Below are 18,659 nucleotides of genomic sequence, written 5' to 3'. Positions count from 1 at the left end.
TCCGGGGGCCAGGGTTCATCTACCGAACAGGCGTCAGACGAACATGACCCGTCGGGGTGGCGGATCGGTGTAGGCGCGTCCGAGCGGGCTGTGCCAGGTGATGCTGCCGTCTCGTTCCTGCTGCGCTGCCCACCGATGCGGGTCGGGGATGTCGGGGTGCTTGAGAGTGTGGTGCGCGCGGCAGAGATGCCCGAGGTTGTCGAGGCGCGTCTTCCCGCCCTTGGCATGGTCGTGCTGGTGGTCGATCTCGCAGCGGTGCACCGGCATGCGGCAGCCGGGGAAGCGGCAGTGCTGGTCACGAGCACGCAAGAACCGTCGCATGCCCTCGGTCGGGGTGTACGTATCGGTCTCGACCAGCATTCCGGAGCCGTCAAGGAACAGGCGGGTCCATCCGCTGTTCCATCCGGCGAGAGCGCGGGCGACGTCGGGGTGCAACGGGCCGTGCCCGTCGAGCTCGGCCGGTCGGTCGTCCATGCCGGCGAGCGTGGTCGCGGCGACCGTGACCTGGACGCGTCCCTGGATGCGACCGAGGCCGTCGCCGTGCGCGAGGGACGGGTCGCCGGCGAGGAGGAGGTCGGTGAAGAGGTCTGCCTGGACCTGCGCCCACGTGCGCGTGTCGGCAGGGATGTGCTCGGTCTCCGGGTCGGTCGCGAACGTGTCGCCGTCGGCGCCGAAGATTCTCCCGTCAGGATCGGCACCGGCGTAGGCGTCGAAGGTCGGGTCGTCGAGCGCGAAGTCTTCGGGATGCAGAGCATCGATGTCTTCGTCAGACCACCAGGGCAGGAACTCGGGTACATGATCCTCCCGCGCTCGCACGACCTCCCGTGTCATTCGGCTCAGCCTGTCGGAGATGGCGGTCGCGATCCACTCCGGCAACACCGCCGTGAGCAGGGCGAGGCCGTCGTCGAGCGACTTCACGGTCACGCAGCGTTCCTTCGCCGCTCGCCGATGCCGTTCCCCGATGCTCTCGCCGATGAGTGCGCTGGCGACCTGTCTGGCGTGCGCACGGGTGCGAGCAGCCGTGTCTTGCTCGGCGACGACGAGGACTGCCGTCTCGAACAGGGCCATGACGTCGGCATCGACCTTCTTGTTGCGGATGGCTTCGGCCACGAGCGCACTCGCGCGGGCGATCTCGCGGACATGGCCGGCGCTCAGGGAACCCGCGGCGAACGCTGCACGGACCGCGGGGAGGTGGTCGTGAAGTGCCTGTGCGTCGGCGAATGCGAAGTCCATCGACCCACGGGAGACATGACCGGCGGCGGAGAACTCCACGATCATGGAGCGGTGAATCGCGTCGCGGTGGAACGGGCTCGCTGACACCTCGGCATCGTGAAGAGCGATCTGCTCCACCAGCAGCTCGGCGGCCTCCGCTTCGAGCGCGGCGATGCGCCGTCGCTTCTCGGCCCAGGCATCGAGCACGCGGCGTCGCTCCGCGAGTTCGAGGTCGATGTCGGTCCGAGCAGCCATACCCCTATTCTAGAACAAATATTCGAAAGATCGGGGCGAAGATGACGGCATATCAATCCTCTGGGTCATGGTTCCGCCCGCGCAGCTTGTCGATGTCCCGACGCTCCCGCTTCGTGGGTCGCCCGGCCCCGCGGTCACGCAGACCGAGTGCCGCCTGGGGCTCTCGTTCGGGCGTCTTGTCCTCGTAGGCGAGCGCCGCCACGGGAGCGCCGACTCGCTTGACGAGAACCTGACGCACGAAGAGGATCCGGTCGAATCCGGCGATGCGGATACGCAGCTCGTCGCCCACGCGGATCTGCTGTGCAGCCTTCACCTTGTCGCCGTTCACCCGTACGTGCCCCGCACGGCATGCGGTGGTCGCGGCCGATCGAGTCTTGTAGACGCGGATCGCCCAGAGCCAGCTGTCGACGCGTGCGGCATCCATCAGGAAGCCCGCTTTCGCAGCGTGATCAGCGCGCCCGCGATGATGAGGCCTTGGCCGAGCGTGTAGGTGAGCATCACGGCCGGGCTGCTCCACACCGGGAGCCCGTCGGGGAGGAAGAGCCGGAACGCGAGCAGTGTGTCGCTGGCGAGGAAGAACGCTCCGCCGACCGCGATCAGTGGGTGGCACCGGGCCGAGAATGCCGCAGTGCCGCCGAGGACGAGTCCGTAGACGGCGACCGCGATCAGCAAGCCCCCGGTGTGCGGGCCCAGGACGGCGATCATCGCCACCCACCAGAGTGCGTAGATCAGGGCCCACCAGGGCATCCGCCGCACGCCCAGCCGGCGGGCGAAGAGCAGGATGTATGCCACATGGGCGATGCCGAAGAACAGCAGCATGAGGGGGAGTTCCGGTGCCGCGGGGAAGAACGCACCCACGCCGTCGCCAAGCCAGGAGAAGAGCACCGCCGCGAGGAGCAGGGCCAGGGTCATCGGCGGCTTGATCCACCGGGCAGCGGCCAGGACGGGGACGGCGAGCATCGGCATCAGTAGCAGCTTCGTCGGTCCGGCGAGCGGGCTTCCGACGGCGAGAAGGATGACGTGGAGAACGGAGACCGCGACGTAGGGGAGGAACGTCCAGGCGATCAGCGAGGACGGGGCGCGGCGCTGCATCTCCCCATCGTAGGCTCGGCCGATCGTCGGGCGCGCTGTCGGACGAGGCATACGCGGGCTCAGGATTCGACGGTGACCTGCTGGACGGCATCGTCGATGCCCAGGTGCACGGCCGGCCAGTATCCCTCGGGGAAGTGCTCTCCGCAGCTGTCGGTGAAATGGAGGATGACAGTGCCGTCGGGGGTGGCCTCGATCGCCTCGAGCGCGAGATCGGAGGCGGCGTCATCGAGGTCCTGCGGGTCGGGCTCGCCCGTGTTGAAGTTCGTGACGACGGCATCCGTCGCGATCCGTCGCAGCGTGTGCAGCCGCTTGACGACCTCGCGCGTGCGGGGGAGCAGCAGCGTGACTTCGTCGGGAGTTGTTCCCTCGAGCATGAGCTCGAGTTCCGTGCCCTCGACCGAGACCGTGCCGACGAACCAGTCGTGCGTGAGCACGGAGCCGTCGGTGAGCTCGGAGGTGGCGCGGGTGAAGGTGCCGAGTTCGGGATCGTCGATGGTCGGGCTCGCGTCGCTCATGCCTTCACGCTAGTGGCTCGGGCGCGCGGCACGATCATGGGGTCAGGTCGAGGGCGACGAGGGTGCGCCCCGGCTTGAGTGCGGTCTTCTCGGTGAAGCCGGCCGCGAGGAACGTGCCGAGCGTGCCGTGGAACAGATCGTTGGCTCGTTGCTTCTCGCCGCGTGTGTCGACCGGGTAGCCCTCGATCAGTCGAGCACCGGATTCACGGGCGTAGTCCACAGCGGCTTCCAGGAGTGCGTGATTCAGCCCGACGCCGCGGTGCTCGCGCCGCACGACGAAGCACGTGACTGCCCAGACGGATTCGTCATCGAACGGCTCGGTGGTCGCCGCCGCGATGATGCGCGTGCGCGGGATGCGAGCCTGACGGGTGCGTGGCCCGATCCTGATCCACCCGGCCGCCTCGCCGTCGACGTAGGCGATGATCCCGGGCGGAGGCCCGTCGGCGATCTCGGCGCGGAACATCTCGGTGCGCTGCGGGGTCGTGGTCGTGTTCCAGTCCTTGTTGCTCAGCACGGGCCAGATGCACTGGCAGCTCGCGCCGTCGCCGCCGCCGGTGAGAGCGTGCTGCACATCGTCCCAGCGGTCGGTCGTCGCTACCTCGGTCGTGATCGTCACCATGCACGCGACGGTACGCGCGGCATCCGACAACCCGCAACGGCTCGGTTCGCGGAGGGGCTCGGGTTGCGGCTAAGATAGGGGAGTTGCCTGCGCGAGAGTGCAGAACAACGGGCTGTGGCGCAGCTTGGTAGCGCACTTGACTGGGGGTCAAGGGGTCGCAGGTTCAAATCCTGTCAGCCCGACCACAAAGCCCCGGAGAACCGCAGGATTACGCGGAACTCCGGGGCTTTTTCTATGCCCGCCCGAAGGCTGAGCCGGCGGCGTCTCGCATACGTCTCACACGACGACGAGAGATGCGTCCGAGGCAGCGAGATGACGGGCGGCCTCGAGCGCCTCGGTCCGACGAAGCTCGACGGCTGCGATCGCCTCGTTCACCCGTTCGGCCATAGGTGCGAGTCAGTGTTCAGCATCTGCGTCGCGTCCTTGGCAGTGGCGCGCGATGCTCGCTGTATCGGACACGGACACGTGCACTGACGACACGACGCAGCTCTGCACGGCGATCTCTGGTTACAACGATCGCCTCGGGCTTTGAACCGAGAAGACCCCCACCGAGCTTTCAGGCTGGGTGGGAGGCTTCTGCCGTTGATCAGCCGATCAGTCGCTGATTGTTCCAGCCATGACCGATCTGCGTCGGGTTGGAGACTCCACTTCCGGTGCCCGGGTAGAGCAGGAGGTTTCCACTCGCGTCTCGGGCGATGATGTCGGCCTTGCCGTCAGTGTTGTAGTCCCCTCCGCCGGTGATCACGCTCATCCCGTTCCAGCCGTTACCGATCTGGGTTCCCGCTCCGATGCCGTAGCCGGTGCCAGCATAGAGAAACAGCAAGCCAGCACTGTTGCGAGCGATGATGTCGCCATACGCGTCTCCGTTGAAGTAGCCCGCCACGGCGGCGGTGATACCGGACCAGTTGTTGCCGATCTTCAGGGGTTCGGGGAAAGACCCGCTGCCGTTACCCCGGTACGCGTAGAGGTTGCCGTCAGCCGCTCGAGCGACGATATCTGCGCGGCCGTCACTGTTGAAGTCCGCACCGCCCGTGATCAATGACATGTTGGCCCATCCATGGCCGACTTGCGTCGGGTTGAACGAACTCGCCCCGTTGCCTCGATAGAACCATTGGTTGCCGTCGTTTCGAACGGTAACGATGTCTCCGTTGCCGTCCCCGTTGAAATCGCCGCGAACGATCGCAGTGGTCGTACCCCAGCCGCTGCCGAGCGTCTGGCCGGTCAGGCCACCGGCACCGTTTCCGTAATAGGCGGTCATGTCGGTGTCTCCACCTAAGACGTCATCGTGTCCGTCTGAGTTGATGTCGTACCCTCCACCGCCACCCGCACCGAGGCCGGGGAAGTCCATGGGAATCGCGTTGCCTCGGGTGACGTTCGTGTTGCACGTGTACCCCTGGTTTGCGATATTGGCGCCGTCGCGGCGCAGTTCGAAGTGCAGGTGAGGTCCGCTTGAGTTTCCGGTGCTCCCCACGACGCCGATCTGCTGTCCCTTGGTTACAGCCTGACCAAGATTCACCGATCCCGGCGACACCATGTGCGCATACAGGGTCGTATATCCACCGGGGTGGGAGATCACCACATAATTGCCATACCCGCTGCTATACGTGCGAGCGCTGACTGTCCCACCGTAGGCAGCGATAATCGGTGTTCCCCCGTTGTTGGAGATGTCGATGCCTTCGTGATCCCGTGGGTTGCCGCATCCATCGTCGACGCGCGAAAGAATCTTCCCAGAGGCCGGCTGGACCATCGCGCCATACGCGGCTTGCGCGGCGGGCGGCTCCGCTACGAACGGGGTCAGCGCGCCGACTGCAACCGCAAGCGCCGCCAGCATTCCAATTCGGGCGCGACGAGGCGCCAGAGTTCTCTTCATTTTCAGTTCCTAAAAGTTGAAATGGGACCCGCGGCCGAGGGCGTTCGCGGTCAACCTATCAACCTGCCTGGGCGCAGCGATGTCCCCTTTTCGCCCTACAGACATGCCCAGCGAGAACTAGATACGTTGAGAGACCCCCACCTCGCGTGTCCGGGGGACGCCGACCATCTCCAAGAACCCCCTCCGAAGGGTTGCGGCCACGCTCGATGCGCCGACCTGGGCGTTGTCCCGACTGGGGGTCCGGTGACCCCCCGTCGGCGTGCCCATAGGCTGGGCGCATGCCTGCGTTCTTGTACCCCGCCTTGCCGGATCGCGGGGATGGGGCGCGGTTGGGTGGTGCTCCGCCATCGGCGATCGAGACGCATCCGCTTCTGGAGACGCATCGGTATCTGCTGACTCTCGCCGCAGGCAGCGCGTCGTGGACGGGCGGCCGTGAGGTGTCGGTGGTGCTGCGTGCCGGCTTCGGCATCGAAGACGAGGATGTCGTCTATCCGGACATGGCGATGCGGGCGATCGTCCATGACCCCTCGCCGCGTGGCGGGCGGGACGACCTGGGGTGGCCAGGGCTGCGTGCGACAGCGCTGATCCAACGACCGGACGCCGCGTCCACACCGGCTCTGGTGCGGATCGATGACGAACCCGTCTTGATCCAGAACGAGCCGGCGTTCGCTGATGCCGTGCGCGCCGACGGGCATCGCTTCCTCTTTCAGATCGATGAGGACGGGTGGCCCGTGGAGGGCGAGCTCGAAGACCTCATCGAGGAGTATCTGTGGGGATACGGCTCGGTGTACTTCTACGGCACACCGGGCGCGGACGGGATCGTGCGCGACGTCGTCGCAGGCTTTCTCGATTTCTAGCCGAACGCGACAACACCGCTCGCGGCCCTCGAAGCGCGATCGATAAACTGCCACGGTGAGCACCGTCGAATATGAGGTCGTGACGCCGGACGGCGCCACGGACCCGCTCCAGGTGGGGCCGCACGATGACTGATCCCTCCGGAATCGACGGCGTACCGAATGGCCGGCTCACGTTCCGCACGGTGTGGGGTGGTCCGTCGCCGCAGGCGGGCTTCATCGAAGAGGTCGCGCGGATGAAGCAGCACCTGCGCACGGTCGAATTCTCGTATCAGCTCGACCTCTTCCTGATGGTCGGAGGCGAGATCACGCCCGTGCCCGGGCCGTCCGGGTTGCGAACACCGCGGGTGTTCCTGTCGCGACGCACTGCCACAGGAGAGATCCGGATCAGCAACGACGATGTCAGCGCCGCCGTCGATCCCGTCGCCTTCCTGCGGCAGACGATCCACCAGGCGATCGCCGAGCTCATGAGTCGCATCGCTGCTCGTGACCCTGCCTTCGACGCGGACACGGAGCGGGAGAAGATCGCCTTCCTCATCGACGACGAGGCCACCGTCGACGCTCAGGCCGTTCCCGCTGCGGAGACGCCTGCTGCCGAGAGGACGCGCGAGTGAATGAGCCGGTGAAAGCGCCTGGCGATGCCGAGCTGTCACGCCGGTGGACACCAGAGCGGCTGGCTGCGCTGCAGGAGCAAATCCTGGAGCAGGCGCGCATCCTGAAGGGCCCGCATCGGTTCGATACCGACTGGCCGGCGACGGACGAGGGCCTGCTTGATCTGCGCGGCGTGAAAGCGGGGCGCGAAGGTCTGCAGTTCCGGTACGTCACCCTGTCCCGCGTTGATTTCCGCCGTGCGCGAGGCCGCCTGATGTTCTTCGAGTCCGAGCTCTCCGACTGCCTGTTCGATTCGGTATCGCTCACCGGGCAGCCCCGTTTCGACCGCAGCTTCGTGCGCTGCAGTTTCCGTGGCGCATCCCTGAAAGGGCTGGCGATCGGCACGCAGATCACCGAGTGCGACTTCTCGGGCGCGAACCTGCGCACGGTGAGATCGTTGCCGAACGCTCGATTCGAACGCTGCATCTTCGACGGCGCTGACCTCAGTGGCGCTGACTTCTCGGACACCACCTTCACGGACTGCACGTTCGTCGATGCCACGTTCTCCGCGGGCACGAGCTTCACCCGGTGCACATTTCTGAACACGTCCGTCGCGTTCGGTCTCGCGCGCGTGACACGCTCCCATCGCGAGGGCGAGCCGCTGCCGGACCAGTGGGACGGCGAGGAGCACGCCGACGCCGCGCGTGAAGCGTACGCGCAGCGCTTTGCGCGTGCCGCGGCCGCGGGACGTGCGGACGATCTGCCCTTGGACCCGGACGTCAAGAGTTAGCGGCTCAGCCTCGTTCGGGGAGACGGGTGCCATCGAACAGGAGTCTCTCGACGACGTCGTTCCGTGCTGCCGGACGCGCGATGATGTACCTCAGCAGATCCTCGAAGTGAGAGAACGCGACCACCGCTTCTTCGAACTCCGGCTCCGTTCCGTGGACGACAGCTCCGTCGTCGCGCACTGCCAGGTACTCGTATCCGTTGCGAACGGAAAGCAGGATGGGTAGGTGGCGCTTCCAGAAACGGGAGACCGCGACCAACTCATCACCCGTTGTCGCCGCCTGGATGCTCAGCTGTTCGAACTCGTTCCACGCGAAGGCATCCTCCGCGCCGGTCGAATAGTCGTGGCGGGACAAGAACCACCCGGTCTCGTCTGCGTTCGACAGCTGCGAGAACGAGGACACCCAGCGGATCACCGTGTCGGGTGCCGTTCGCAGCGCGGAGGGAACTCCGTCTTCCGTGGACAGCGGCGGCTCACCCGTCCACCCGGCTTCCTCCAGGCATCCGGTGGCACGTCGGAAGAGTTCCGTCATGCTGCCAGGCTACCGAGCTGGCTCTCCAGGCAGACGGTCACGTGGTCGCGCCGGTGTTGGCCCATTCCAGTGTCGCCAACTTCGCCTCGATCGTCTCGAGGCCGACGTGACCGCATCCGACCAGGGTGAGCCGGCGCAGTCGAGGGAGGTCGTTGACGGCGGCGATGCCGACGATCTTCTTGCAGTACTGGATGTTGACGATCTCGAGTTGCTGGAGGGCAGCCAGCTCTGAGATGTCACCCAGGGCGGTGAGATTCTTCAGCCGCAACGATTCCAACTGGGGGAGCACGCTGATCCCGGTGAGGCTCGTCAGGGTGCGTCCACCGATCAACCCGAGCCGGCGAAGCCCGACCGGTTCGACGAGGCGGAAGATTTCTTCGTCCGTGGGCACGTTCAACAGGTTCAATTCCTCCAGCGGGAGTTCGAGCGCCTGCCGCACATTGTTCAGAGATCTCTGCGGGTAGAGGGAGAGGGCCTGGAGCCGGGGGAAGTGCTCGTTCTTGAAGCGGAAGGGTTCGCCGACGTAGAGGGTCTTCAGGTTCGGCACCACCACATCCGGCCACACCAGCGTCCGCTCACCGATGTGCACCGAGAGGTCTTCCAGACTCTCAGGGAGATCGCCCTGCCGCAGTTCGGTGACGATGGTGGGGAGGACCCGCCCCGGGCCGATGCTGAGGGCTTTCAAGCTCGTCATCGCCGAGATGATCTCCGGGAGACGGTCAAGCGGTCCGTCCAGCGGAGACCACAGGTGCACATCGGTGATGCGCGACAGCTGCTCGGCGTCGTAGGGCCGGTCATAGAAGACGAGGTCCCTGTCCGGCACGTCGAACTGGTCCTGGTGCGCACTGTGCAGCACCATGGTCCGCTTGCTCATGATGTCCTCATCCATTCATCCGTGAGTCCGCGGGCTGTCGTCCCCGCCGCACAACTCAGATTAGTTGTGCGAGCTGTCGTCGCTCCTGCCGTGCCGGGCCGGTCCCGCTCGCAGCGCACGCTTCGCGCGTGTCCTGGTCGTCGGGATAATGGAGAGGTGACGTTGACTCAGGAGGTCGTGACCTACGACGGTTTGCCGGCCTCGGCAGGAAGCGCGCATTCGCTTCGCACGAAGGATCCCCGCACTGCCTACGATAGCGTTCAGGCTTTCCTCGACACCGCCGTACAGACCATCGGTGCGCCGGAGATGTCCTTCCAGCTCTGGGCCGGAGGGCCGCCCGACATCGCAGGCCGGTTCGAAGCGTTTGCGGCCGCGCACCTCGGTGGGCCGCAGAACCGGCAGCGTACACACACCCAGTGGCGGGTTCGCTCCGATGACGTCGATGCCACGCTCGACACCCTGAGCGGTGCGGGTTCGGGAGCCGTGACCACCCATGGGCACCCGCTGGCCTCGCTGGTCTGGAGCGCGCCGGTGGCTATCGTCGACCCCGCGACAGGCGCGCCGTACGGAGGGATCGACGCCGACGCGTTCGGTGGGTTCGCGGTGGATGGTTACGGGCGTCTCCTCGGCGCGTCCGGGGCGCGTGCCACGTTCGGCACGACAGCCTCCTCCCTCTCGCTCTGGCTCGGGTTCCCCGCCGACGACCGGTTGCACGATGCTGCCGCTCACGTGCAGAAGCACCTGCCCTTCCGCCTGTCGGCGAAGCATTGGCGCCGGTGGCGTGCCACGAAAGATGGGCAGTCGTACCGGGCGACCAAGATCACGTCACCGCTGGTGTCATGAGCGCACCGTCGAAGCTCCACCGGCTCTGCGTCTTCATGACACCCGCCGATGAAGAACAGTTCAGCGACGCGGTGCGAACCAGCCTTCCCGCGGTGCGGTTCGTCGACGCCACTCAACAACCCGAGACACTCACCCCGACGTTTCGCTCGTCACTGAGCGAGTGCGCGGGCCCTCACGTCACCCTCGTGGACACGAGCATCATCTCCGAGAGCATCTTCCATCGTGACTACGTGGTGCCTCACCCGTCCGGTCGGGGGTGGGTGTACGCGATCGTCGGCGCCGGCCTCGCGAGCCTCGTGCGGTCACGTTCCAACGACGACGGCCTGCGGAACGGCGAGTTGCGGGCATCCGTGCCGGAAGATGACACCCGCACCACCGAGTACATCCGCGAGCTGATGCGTGTGGTGCGCGCCGGCGGGAGGGGCGTGTTCGCCGTCGATCCGGTGACGAAGAACGTGGCGCCTCGCGCGGAGAGGAACTTCGTCGCGTGGCCGGATGCCGCATCCCGTTTCGGGGCGAAGGATGCTCCGCTGCTCACCAACGGCCCGACGGCCTGGTTCACCGTCGAGCGCTGAGGAGCTGACCGCGAGGGGTCTCAGAGGCGGACAGCGGGAAGCGGTTCGATGTCGTGGCCCCGAGCGCCGAACGATCCGCGCGCCCGCGGCTGGATCAGAGGCAACGCTTCGGAGAGGCTTCCGCCGAGTCGGTGGAGCGAATCGAGCGAGCGAGATTCCCAGACGGCGAACTCCCCGTCCGGGGTGCGCGACGAAGTGTCCCACAGCAGCGCGTCACCGTTCTCGCTCCACCCGAACACTCGCAACGACACCGGCCGCGACCAATCGGCATCGGGCTCGACCATCCACTCGAACTCCTCTTCCTCGCCCTCCCGATACACGGAACGGAACCGAGCGGTGAGATTCTCTCCACGCCCCTGAAGGCCGTCGGCGAAGCCGGGAAGAACGGGTGGGTAGATCAGCCAGAGGCCGAAGAGTCGAGCCCAGCCCGCACGCCGGATGAACGCACGATACGACTCGGGAAACCTTCCTCCGTCCGGAAAAAGGTACGAATCGAGAAGCTCCAGATCGACATGTTCGAGAGTCGGACGACCGTTCACCGTCAACGTGTGAGGCATGGATCGACTCTATGAGAAGTGTCCTGGTGGTGACGGATTCAGGGCACGAGCACGATGCGCCCGAACACCTCACCGGCATCCATGAGCCGGTGCGCCTCGGCGGCGGCGCTCAGGGGGAGGGTGTCGTGAACCACGGGGGAGAGGATGCCGCGGACGGCGTCATCGAATATCTCGCCTCGTACTCGGATGAGCTCGGCGCGTGGCACGGTGTCGAGGCTGAGCGTTCCGAAGGTGATCGATCGGCGGAAGCCAGCCAGAAGCGCGGTGCCGAAGTCAGCGGGCGGGAATCCACCGACCACGCCCACGGCGATCAGGCGACCGTTGGGAGCGAGCCGCTCGATGAACCGGGGAAGATCGGGTCCGCCGACGATGTCGAGGATGACGTCGAACTCGGACGGGGCCTCTGGATCGCCCGCACCGGCGCGGTCGAGCACGTGCGTGGCGCCGAACGCCCGCAGCCGCTCCCCGCGCTCGCGAGACGACGTGGTGACGGCGATGGTCGCGGCGCCGGTGCGAGCGGCCAGCTCGACACCGGCCAAACCGATGCTCCCGGCGGCGCCCCGCACGAGCACGGATTCGCCCTCGACGAGGTGGGCGCGTTCGAGCGCGAAATGCGCGACCGGTGCCGCGCTCCCGAAGGTCACCGCGTCGACGGACGAGAGCTCGGAAGGCAGTGCGACGATGTCGTCGGCGCGTGCGATCACGTACTCGGCATACCCGCCCGAGATTCCCGTGAACGCCCAGACGCGGCGACCGAGCCAGGCGGGGTCGACATCGGCGCCGGTCGCCGTCACGACCCCGGCTGCCTCGCTTCCCGGGATCATCCCCGAGTCGCGGGTCGCTTCAGCGATGCCGCCTCGGCGGATCACGACGTCGACCCCGCCGACGCCGATCGCCTCCGTTCGAACGAGGAGTTCGCCGACTCCCGGCGTCGGGAGGGGAAGGTCCGTCAACTCCATCCCGCTCGGGTCGCCGAAGCTCCGGATGATCACTGCGCGCATGGTGCACTCCGTTTCGTGGCGGGAGGGTCGAACCCGCCTTCGGAAACGTAACGGACGCCTGCGTCCACTTGACTAAAGTGAGACACATGTCCACGACTCTGCCTCAGGACCTGCGCTCCGACGCGAAAGAGAACCGTGATCGGGTGCTCGCCGCGGCTCGCGAGTTGTTCGCGACCGAGGGCCTCGACGTGACGATGCGAGAGATAGCCCGACATGCGGGTGTGGGCCCGGCCACCCTCTATCGGCGGTTCCCCACGAAAGCCGATCTCGTCCGCGCCGCTTTCGTGAACGAGCTCGACGCCTGTCGCTCGATCGTGGTCGACGCCGTTGCCGACCCCGACCCGTGGCGCGGCTTCCGCGGCATCATCGAACGGGTCTTGGCGCTCAACGCCCGCAACCAGGGCTTCACCGATGCGTTCCTCTCCGCCTACCCCGACGCCGTCGACTTCCGAGCACAGCGCGAAGCGGCGGTGCGGGGCATCGTCGCGGTCGCTCGTCGCGCCATCGACGTCGGCGCGCTGCGTGGCGACTTCGTCGTGGATGACTTCCTGATCGTCCTGCTCGCGGCGCGTGGACTCTCGAGCACGACGGAGGCGGAGCGCACCCGCGCCGCGCGTCGTTACGCGGCGCTCGTGATCGACGGGCTGCGCGCATCCGACCGGCACGGGCCGCTACCCCCTTCGCCGCGACTCCTCCCGAGTGTCATCCCGGGGTAGGACGCGCCGTCGCCATCCAGGACGCTGCAGGAGACGTCGTCCCCACCCCGACACGCATCTGTGATTCGCAAGAGAATCCCGGGAGGGTGGCCCCGCCAGGTCTGGGGAACCCTCGGGACCACCGGCCGGCTCAGCTGGGGACTTCGCCGGCCCGTGACCGCTGTCACTTGCGATCCGGTACAACCTAACCTCGAACGCCCGGCTTGGACACCCCCTTATGGTTTCCTCTGCACGGGGCTAGCGTGGCTCGCTGCAGTAGCCGCCGATGCCCGGGGAGGGAACGGGGCACTGCGCGGCTGGCGGCCCGGGGTGGTGTGGAAGGGATACCACGACGGGCCGCCGGTTTTGCTCGGGGTGTTCCGAGCGGGCTTCCGCGGGACGCGTCAGACCCCGCCCGGTCCCGCACCCACCGCTCCGTCGCCCGGCCCCAGCCGGAAGACGGGCACGAAGTCGGGGTCGACGATCGCAGGGCGCCGCAGGCTGAACGCGGAGATGTCGTGCTCCGTGCGGCCGACGGTCAGCAGCTCGGCGAGGATCCGCCCCATCAGGCTCGCGAACTTGCCCGCGTGGCCGGCGCCGTTGAACACCGCGACATGGGGATGGCCGGGGATGGTGTCGAGCACGAAGTCCCGGTCGGCGGGCATGTCGTACACGCAGGTCTTGCTCATCAGGAGCGGGCCGGCGGCGGCCGGAAGGTGCTCCCGGAGGAAGTCGCCGAGCAGCAGCGGCTCCGTGTCGTCGGGCACGAACGTCCGCTCGGCAGATGAAATGAAGCGCCCGCGCATGTCCCGGGCGATCTTGACCGCCGCTTCGCCGTAGACGGGGAATCCGTAGTGCACCTCGTCGGCGTGATGGATCCAGATGGGGAACCTGTCCGGAGTGAAGTCTGCGAGGTGCGATGACGAGAAGTACCCGACCTGCTCCTGACTCAGCGTGAGTTCGAAGGAGAGACCGAGGTCAGGCATGAGGTCGCCGAGCCACGAACCGGCGGCGACGACGAGGTGGCCGCCGTCGAACGAGCCCTCCGATGTCGTGATCGTGACTCCTTCAGACGTGACCCGCACGCCGGTCACGACCACCCCCGCGCGGAACTCGACCCCGGCGGCCCGGGCGAGCGACACATGAGCGGACACCGACCGGCGGATGTCGAGGATGCCGCCATCGGCCTGATGGATCCCGATCGTGTCGTCGCTCACGTTCCACTGCGGGTACTGCGTGCGGATGTCGTCGATCGTCAGCTCGTCGTAGGGGATCCCCGCGGCATCCATCGCCCGACGGTACCCGTCGATCTCCGCCGCGCCGGTGCTGCCCGCGGCCGCGAGGTCGATCCCGCCGGTCTTCGTGTAGACCTGAAGGCCCGAACGCTCCTCGACCTGGGCCCAGGCGGCGAACATCGCATCCGTGAGCCGGGTGTACTCCTCGCGATGGTAGGCGCGGCGGATGATCCGAGAATGGTCGCCGGAGGAGCCGAAGGCATGGCCGAGCTCGAACTGCTCCAGCACGAGAACGCGCTCTGCGCCGGCCTGCGCCAGCCAATAGGCGGCCGCGGATCCGATGGCTCCGGCACCGATGACGATGTGAGAGTAGCCCTGGGTCATGTCGTCGACTCCTTCGTGAACGATGCGATGAAACGGTCTGCGGCGGCATCCACCTCCGCCGAGGGGCTGAGTAGTCGCTGCAGCAGGAGCCCACGCATGCCGGCGACGGCGACGAGGCTCGACTGCGCGGCATCCGTCGCCGAGGATCCGTCGCGACGGGCAGCCGCTTCGAGGAGACGCGTCAGATCGTCGAGATCGGCCACGAACTCGTCGTAGGCGCCACGCTCATAGACGGCCAGGCCGATCAGATGGAAGAAGGCGCGGGTCCGCTCCTCCTGCGCTGCGCTCGAGTAGAAGTCCCAGATCGATCGGAACAGCTCGCTGAATCCGAGCCCCTCACTCGTCGCCGCGATCATGAGATTGTCGCGGCCGCGTGCTTCGGAGAGCACCGCGCTGAGCAGACCCGGCCGCGAACCGAAGTGGTAGGTCAGCAGCGTGTGGTGCACGCCGAGCCGCTCGGCCACCTGCCGCATCGACAGGTTCGGGCTGGGACCGTTCTCGCCGAACTCGTCGAACAGCGCCTGCAGGAGGCGCGCCCTTCCTTCGCCCACCGGTGCTCGCATGTTGCCTCCGTTGACTTCTTCACCACTGTTGAGTACGTTAGCGCACAACCAATTCACCACTGTTGAGGACGCAGTCGTTCTCGGAAGAGGCGTCATGACCGAGATCTGGTTCGCAGGCGGGATCATCGCCGACGGGTCCGGCGCCGAGCCTTCGCCTGCGGACGTCTGCGTGGAGGACGGCGTGATCACCCGGATCGGAGCGGCTCCGGCGAGCGCGACCACCGTCGACCTCGACGGCATGCTGGTGACGCCGGGCCTGATCGACGCCCATGTGCACTTCGGCCTCTCGAGCCCGATCCGCGCGCAGTTCGGCTTCCAGCTCTCGGCCGCCGAGATCGCCGCCGACATCTTCCACACCGCGAGCCGCACCCTCGATGCGGGCTTCACCACGGTGCGCGACACCGGAGGCATCGACGGGGGAGTGGTCGACGTCATCGCGAAGGGCAAGGTGCGCGGTCCGCGGGTGCTGTCGTGCGGCCCGGTGCAGTGCCAGACCGGCGGACATGGCTACTACGGGGCGGCGTGGGAGCCGACCGAGCTGTGGGAGACGCACCACATTCCCGGCCTCACGGCCCTGTCCCTCATGTCAGGCAACGCCGACGAGCTGCGGCGCAATGTGCGGGAGTCGTTCCGGCGCGGGGCGACGTTCCTGAAACTCTGCGTCACGGGTGGTGTCGTCGGGGGCCATGACCGCCTCGACGACACGCAGTTCACGGTGGCGGAGATCGCGGTCGCCGTCGAGGAGGCCGCCGCGCGCGGCACCTACGTGACCGTGCACGCGCACAACAATGCCGGCATCCGCAATGCGGTGCGGGCGGGCGTGCGCTGCGTGGAGCACGGCACGGACATCGATGAGCCGACCGCACAGCTCATGCGGGATAACGATGTGGCGCTCGTCCCCACCTTCGCGGTGGTCGATCAGATCATGGACCCCGGGAGCCTCGACGTGGACCCATCGACACGCGACCGCCTGGCCGGCGCTCGTCGCCGCATGGCGAACGCGCTCGAGATCTCCCGCGCAGCGGGGGTGCGGATCGGCCTCGGCTCCGACCTCCTCGGACCCGAGCAATACCGCCGAGGCGAGGAGCTGCGACTGCGCGCCGAGCTGGAGTCGCCCATGCAGGCGCTCGTCTCGGCCACCCGCGTCAATGCCGACATCCTCGGCATCGGAGACACCGTCGGGATGCTCCGCGTGGGCATGGCGGCCGACATGGTCGCGTGGGAGCGGAACCCGCTCGACGATGCCCGCGTCTTCGCGGATCCGGACATGGCCGCCTTCGTCGTGAAGGCCGGCCGCATCATGAAGGGAGACACCCAGTGAGCGCGATGCTGAACGGCTGCTTGGCCGACACGGAGTACCTCGAGGTCACGGCACGGTCGGGACATCGCTACGCGGTCTGGGTGACGACGCCCCCGGGCTACGCGGAATCCGCCGAGTCCCTGCCGCTGATCTACGTGACGGACGGGAACTGGGCCGTCGGGCTCACCGCCCCGCTCATCGTTACCCAGGCGGACCCCTACCTCACGATCGCCCCCTACATCCAGGTCAGCGTCGGCTACGCCGGTGACGAGGCCGCGCAGTGGGCTCAGCTTCGCAACCGCGACCTCGTGCCGCCGGGAGAACCCGTGGGCGACGAGATGCGGAGGACACTCACGGCTGCCCGCGATTCCGGAGCGATGACCCCGGAGCACGTCGACGCCTACCTCGCCCAGCTGGCCGACACCCACGCCGACGTCTTCCTCGAGTTCCTGACGGAGGAGCTCCACCCCCTCCTGCAGTCGAAGTTCCGTGTGAGCGAGACCGGTCATGGGCTCTTCGGCTACTCCTACGGAGGTCTCTTCGCCCTGTACGCCTGGTTGCACGCGACGTCTCCGTTCGCGACGTTCGGCGCCGGCAGCCCGGGTGTCGCCGCCACGGACAGCCAGGTGTTCCCCCTGATCGCTGCGCTTTCGGACCACGATCCCGCGTCCTCCGCTCGGCGGCTGCACGTCACGCTGAACGAAGCCGAGCTGTTCGGAGAGATTCCCATCTACCGGGAGATCGGGCGCAACCTGCTCACCGTCCTAGAAGAACTGCATGCGAGGGGACGCGCGGGGGACGTCTCGAGGGCCATGCTGCACGAGACCCACCTCACCGGGCTGCAGGCCTCGTTCCTGAGCTATCTCAAGACCTGCCACACGCGCTCGGGATCCATCCCCGGCGACGACGCCCGTGAGTGAGTCCGCGCTCCTCGCCGATCTCTCCGCGGTGCTGCCCGCCGACCGTCTGACGACGGACCCGGATGTGCTCGAGAGCTACGCGCACGACGACGCCGAGTGGGCGGAGTGGTCGCTGCCCGCCTGCCTCGTGCGACCGCGCACCCCCGAAGAGGTGCAGGCGGTGGTCCGGGCATGCCTGCGCCATGACACCGCGGTCGTCGCCCGTGGGGCGGGCACCGGGCTCTCCGGCGGTGCCAACGCGCTCCCCGGCTGCGTCGTGATCTCCCTGGAGCGGATGAACGCCGTGCTCGAAGTGGACGAGCTCGAGCGCCTCGCCGTCGTGCAGCCCGGGGTGGTCAACGACGACCTCCGCGCCCGCGTCGCCCAGAACGGCCTCTGGTATCCGCCGGATCCGGCGAGCTCGCCCTGGTCGACCATCGGCGGCAACGTCGCGACGAACGCCGGCGGGGTCTGCTGCGTGAAGTACGGCGTCACCCGGGACTACGTGCTCGGGATGCAGGTCGTGACCGGGACGGGAGAGCTCGTCCGCCTGGGACGCCGCACCGCGAAGGGCGTCGCGGGATACGACCTGACCGGTCTTCTCGTCGGATCCGAGGGGACGCTCGGTATCGTCACCGAGGTCACGGTGCGACTGCGGCCGGCGCGCCCGCCCGAGCAGACGATCGCCGGGTTCTTCGACTCGCTCACCGACGCGGGGGAGGCGGTGCGCGAGGTCGCGGCTGCCGGGCTCACGCCGTCGGCGCTGGAGCTGATCGACCGGAACTGTCTGCGCGCGGTCGACGACTGGAAGAACATGGGGCTCTCGGCCGATGCCGCGGTCGTGCTGCTCGGGCGCGTGGACACCCCGGGTGCCGCGGGGGAGGAAGAGGCGGCCGCGCTGCTGGCCGCCTTCGAGCGCGGCGGTGCCACGTGGGCCGACCGGAGCACGGACGAGGCCGAGGGGGAGGCGCTCTTCGCCGCCCGGCGCCTGGCCTATCCGGCCTTGGAACGCCTCGGTCCCGTCCTGACCGAAGACGTGTGCGTCCCGAAAGCCGCCGTTGCGGAGATGCTCGGACGCATCGAGGCCATCGGGCTCGCGAACGACGTGCTCATCGCCAACATCGCGCATGCGGGCGACGGCAACCTGCATCCGCTCCTCGTGGTCCCGACCGGTGACGACGAGGCGCGCGCTCGCGCGGAGAAGGCGTTCACAGAGATCATCGACGCCGCCCTCGCGCTCGGAGGCACGGTCACCGGCGAGCACGGCGTGGGTCTGCTCAAGCGCGAGGGGCTCGTGTCAGAGCTCTCTCCGGTCGTCCTCGACATGCATCGAGCGATCAAGACCGCCCTCGACCCCGCCGGAATCCTCAACCCGGGCAAGGTCATCGGATGACGCGACGGCCGCG

General features: G+C 67.6%; 21 protein-coding genes and 1 tRNA gene. 10 read left to right on the top strand and 12 right to left on the bottom strand.

The window, feature by feature from the left end:
- Positions 1 to 33 precede the first annotated feature (33 nt).
- The 5 genes from BQ2383_RS18955 to BQ2383_RS18935 are packed head-to-tail and all read right to left on the bottom strand — an operon-like array spanning position 34 to position 3,693.
- Positions 34 to 1,467 carry an HNH endonuclease signature motif containing protein gene (locus BQ2383_RS18955; RefSeq protein ID WP_091037523.1) on the bottom strand — a complete coding sequence of 478 codons (1,434 nt, stop codon included), beginning with the start codon at positions 1,465 to 1,467 and terminating at the stop codon, positions 34 to 36.
- 52 nt (positions 1,468 to 1,519) lie between these two features.
- On the bottom strand, positions 1,520 to 1,891 hold the full coding sequence (locus BQ2383_RS18950; protein ID WP_205828834.1) for an RNA-binding S4 domain-containing protein: 372 nt from the start codon (positions 1,889 to 1,891) through the stop codon (positions 1,520 to 1,522).
- Positions 1,891 to 2,559, bottom strand: coding sequence for a lysoplasmalogenase family protein (locus BQ2383_RS18945; RefSeq protein ID WP_091037520.1), 669 nt, complete (start codon positions 2,557 to 2,559; stop codon positions 1,891 to 1,893). Before BQ2383_RS18945 ends, BQ2383_RS18950 begins: the two co-directional genes overlap by 1 nt.
- Before the next feature lie 59 nt (positions 2,560 to 2,618).
- Positions 2,619 to 3,074, bottom strand: coding sequence for a hypothetical protein (locus BQ2383_RS18940; RefSeq protein WP_091037517.1), 456 nt, complete (start codon positions 3,072 to 3,074; stop codon positions 2,619 to 2,621).
- A 34-nt stretch (positions 3,075 to 3,108) separates the two neighbouring features.
- On the bottom strand, positions 3,109 to 3,693 hold the full coding sequence (locus tag BQ2383_RS18935) for a GNAT family N-acetyltransferase (protein WP_091037515.1): 585 nt from the start codon (positions 3,691 to 3,693) through the stop codon (positions 3,109 to 3,111).
- 108 nt (positions 3,694 to 3,801) lie between these two features.
- Between BQ2383_RS18935 and BQ2383_RS18930 the strand changes: the two genes are divergently transcribed.
- Positions 3,802 to 3,878, top strand: a tRNA-Pro gene (locus BQ2383_RS18930).
- A gap of 401 nt (positions 3,879 to 4,279) precedes the next feature.
- On the opposite strand, the gene BQ2383_RS18925 is transcribed toward BQ2383_RS18930, so the two are convergent.
- Positions 4,280 to 5,563 (bottom strand): VCBS repeat domain-containing M23 family metallopeptidase, encoded by a 1,284-nt coding sequence (locus tag BQ2383_RS18925; protein WP_091037512.1) that lies wholly within the window; start codon positions 5,561 to 5,563, stop codon positions 4,280 to 4,282.
- Positions 5,564 to 5,841: 278 nt separating this feature from the next.
- Between BQ2383_RS18925 and BQ2383_RS18920 the strand changes: the two genes are divergently transcribed.
- The 3 genes from BQ2383_RS18920 to BQ2383_RS18910 all read left to right on the top strand — a co-directional run bounded on the left by BQ2383_RS18920 (position 5,842) and on the right by BQ2383_RS18910 (position 7,798).
- A complete protein-coding gene (locus BQ2383_RS18920; protein ID WP_091037508.1) occupies positions 5,842 to 6,420 on the top strand; it encodes a hypothetical protein in 579 nt (192 codons plus the stop codon).
- 125 nt (positions 6,421 to 6,545) lie between these two features.
- Positions 6,546 to 7,031, top strand: coding sequence for a hypothetical protein (locus BQ2383_RS18915; RefSeq protein WP_208617700.1), 486 nt, complete (start codon positions 6,546 to 6,548; stop codon positions 7,029 to 7,031).
- The gene (locus BQ2383_RS18910; protein ID WP_208617699.1) at positions 7,028 to 7,798 is read left to right on the top strand and encodes a pentapeptide repeat-containing protein; all 771 of its coding nucleotides are present in this window, start codon (positions 7,028 to 7,030) and stop codon (positions 7,796 to 7,798) included. Before BQ2383_RS18915 ends, BQ2383_RS18910 begins: the two co-directional genes overlap by 4 nt.
- Before the next feature lie 4 nt (positions 7,799 to 7,802).
- On the opposite strand, the gene BQ2383_RS18905 is transcribed toward BQ2383_RS18910, so the two are convergent.
- Together BQ2383_RS18905 and BQ2383_RS18900 are read right to left on the bottom strand one after the other, a co-directional pair.
- Complete coding sequence (locus tag BQ2383_RS18905) at positions 7,803 to 8,327, bottom strand: hypothetical protein (RefSeq protein ID WP_091037506.1); 525 nt, start codon at positions 8,325 to 8,327, stop codon at positions 7,803 to 7,805.
- A gap of 37 nt (positions 8,328 to 8,364) precedes the next feature.
- Positions 8,365 to 9,201: a leucine-rich repeat domain-containing protein gene (locus BQ2383_RS18900; protein ID WP_140403388.1), complete on the bottom strand. Its 837-nt coding sequence runs from the start codon at positions 9,199 to 9,201 to the stop codon at positions 8,365 to 8,367.
- A 156-nt stretch (positions 9,202 to 9,357) separates the two neighbouring features.
- Between BQ2383_RS18900 and BQ2383_RS18895 the strand changes: the two genes are divergently transcribed.
- On the top strand, positions 9,358 to 10,044 hold the full coding sequence (locus BQ2383_RS18895) for a hypothetical protein (protein ID WP_091037501.1): 687 nt from the start codon (positions 9,358 to 9,360) through the stop codon (positions 10,042 to 10,044).
- Positions 10,041 to 10,619, top strand: a complete 579-nt coding sequence (locus BQ2383_RS18890; RefSeq protein WP_091037498.1) for a hypothetical protein — start codon at positions 10,041 to 10,043, stop codon at positions 10,617 to 10,619. Before BQ2383_RS18895 ends, BQ2383_RS18890 begins: the two co-directional genes overlap by 4 nt.
- Positions 10,620 to 10,639: 20 nt before the next feature.
- Here BQ2383_RS18890 and BQ2383_RS18885 read toward each other — a convergent pair whose 3' ends face one another.
- Together BQ2383_RS18885 and BQ2383_RS18880 are read right to left on the bottom strand one after the other, a co-directional pair.
- Positions 10,640 to 11,176: a hypothetical protein gene (locus BQ2383_RS18885; RefSeq protein ID WP_091037495.1), complete on the bottom strand. Its 537-nt coding sequence runs from the start codon at positions 11,174 to 11,176 to the stop codon at positions 10,640 to 10,642.
- Positions 11,177 to 11,214: 38 nt separating this feature from the next.
- Positions 11,215 to 12,177, bottom strand: a complete 963-nt coding sequence (locus BQ2383_RS18880; protein WP_091037493.1) for a zinc-binding dehydrogenase — start codon at positions 12,175 to 12,177, stop codon at positions 11,215 to 11,217.
- An 86-nt stretch (positions 12,178 to 12,263) separates the two neighbouring features.
- On the opposite strand from BQ2383_RS18880, the gene BQ2383_RS18875 reads away from it, so the two are divergent.
- A complete protein-coding gene (locus tag BQ2383_RS18875; protein WP_091037490.1) occupies positions 12,264 to 12,893 on the top strand; it encodes a TetR/AcrR family transcriptional regulator in 630 nt (209 codons plus the stop codon).
- 383 nt (positions 12,894 to 13,276) lie between these two features.
- Here BQ2383_RS18875 and solA read toward each other — a convergent pair whose 3' ends face one another.
- Together solA and BQ2383_RS18865 are read right to left on the bottom strand one after the other, a co-directional pair.
- Positions 13,277 to 14,491, bottom strand: a complete 1,215-nt coding sequence (gene solA, locus BQ2383_RS18870; RefSeq protein ID WP_091037488.1) for an N-methyl-L-tryptophan oxidase — start codon at positions 14,489 to 14,491, stop codon at positions 13,277 to 13,279.
- Entirely contained in the window at positions 14,488 to 15,054 is a 567-nt protein-coding gene (locus BQ2383_RS18865; protein WP_091037475.1) for a TetR/AcrR family transcriptional regulator, read from the bottom strand. The genes solA and BQ2383_RS18865 overlap by 4 nt, the downstream gene beginning before the upstream one ends.
- A gap of 94 nt (positions 15,055 to 15,148) precedes the next feature.
- Here BQ2383_RS18865 and BQ2383_RS18860 point away from each other — a divergent pair, with 94 nt between their 5' ends.
- Genes BQ2383_RS18860 through BQ2383_RS18850 form a run of 3 tightly spaced genes read left to right on the top strand, consistent with a single transcriptional unit; the run spans position 15,149 to position 18,646 of the window.
- Positions 15,149 to 16,375 (top strand): metal-dependent hydrolase family protein, encoded by a 1,227-nt coding sequence (locus BQ2383_RS18860; protein ID WP_091037472.1) that lies wholly within the window; start codon positions 15,149 to 15,151, stop codon positions 16,373 to 16,375.
- A 5-nt stretch (positions 16,376 to 16,380) separates the two neighbouring features.
- Positions 16,381 to 17,274 (top strand): alpha/beta hydrolase, encoded by an 894-nt coding sequence (locus BQ2383_RS18855; protein ID WP_244176065.1) that lies wholly within the window; start codon positions 16,381 to 16,383, stop codon positions 17,272 to 17,274.
- A complete protein-coding gene (locus BQ2383_RS18850; protein ID WP_091037467.1) occupies positions 17,267 to 18,646 on the top strand; it encodes an FAD-binding oxidoreductase in 1,380 nt (459 codons plus the stop codon). The genes BQ2383_RS18855 and BQ2383_RS18850 overlap by 8 nt, the downstream gene beginning before the upstream one ends.
- The last annotated feature ends 13 nt before the right edge of the window (positions 18,647 to 18,659 follow it).

Origin of the sequence: Microbacterium oxydans (assembly GCF_900095745.1) — a bacterium.
In the GTDB taxonomy this organism is placed as follows: Bacteria; Actinomycetota; Actinomycetes; order Actinomycetales; family Microbacteriaceae; genus Microbacterium; species Microbacterium oxydans_B.
This window is presented reverse-complemented; position numbering and strand designations above follow the sequence as displayed.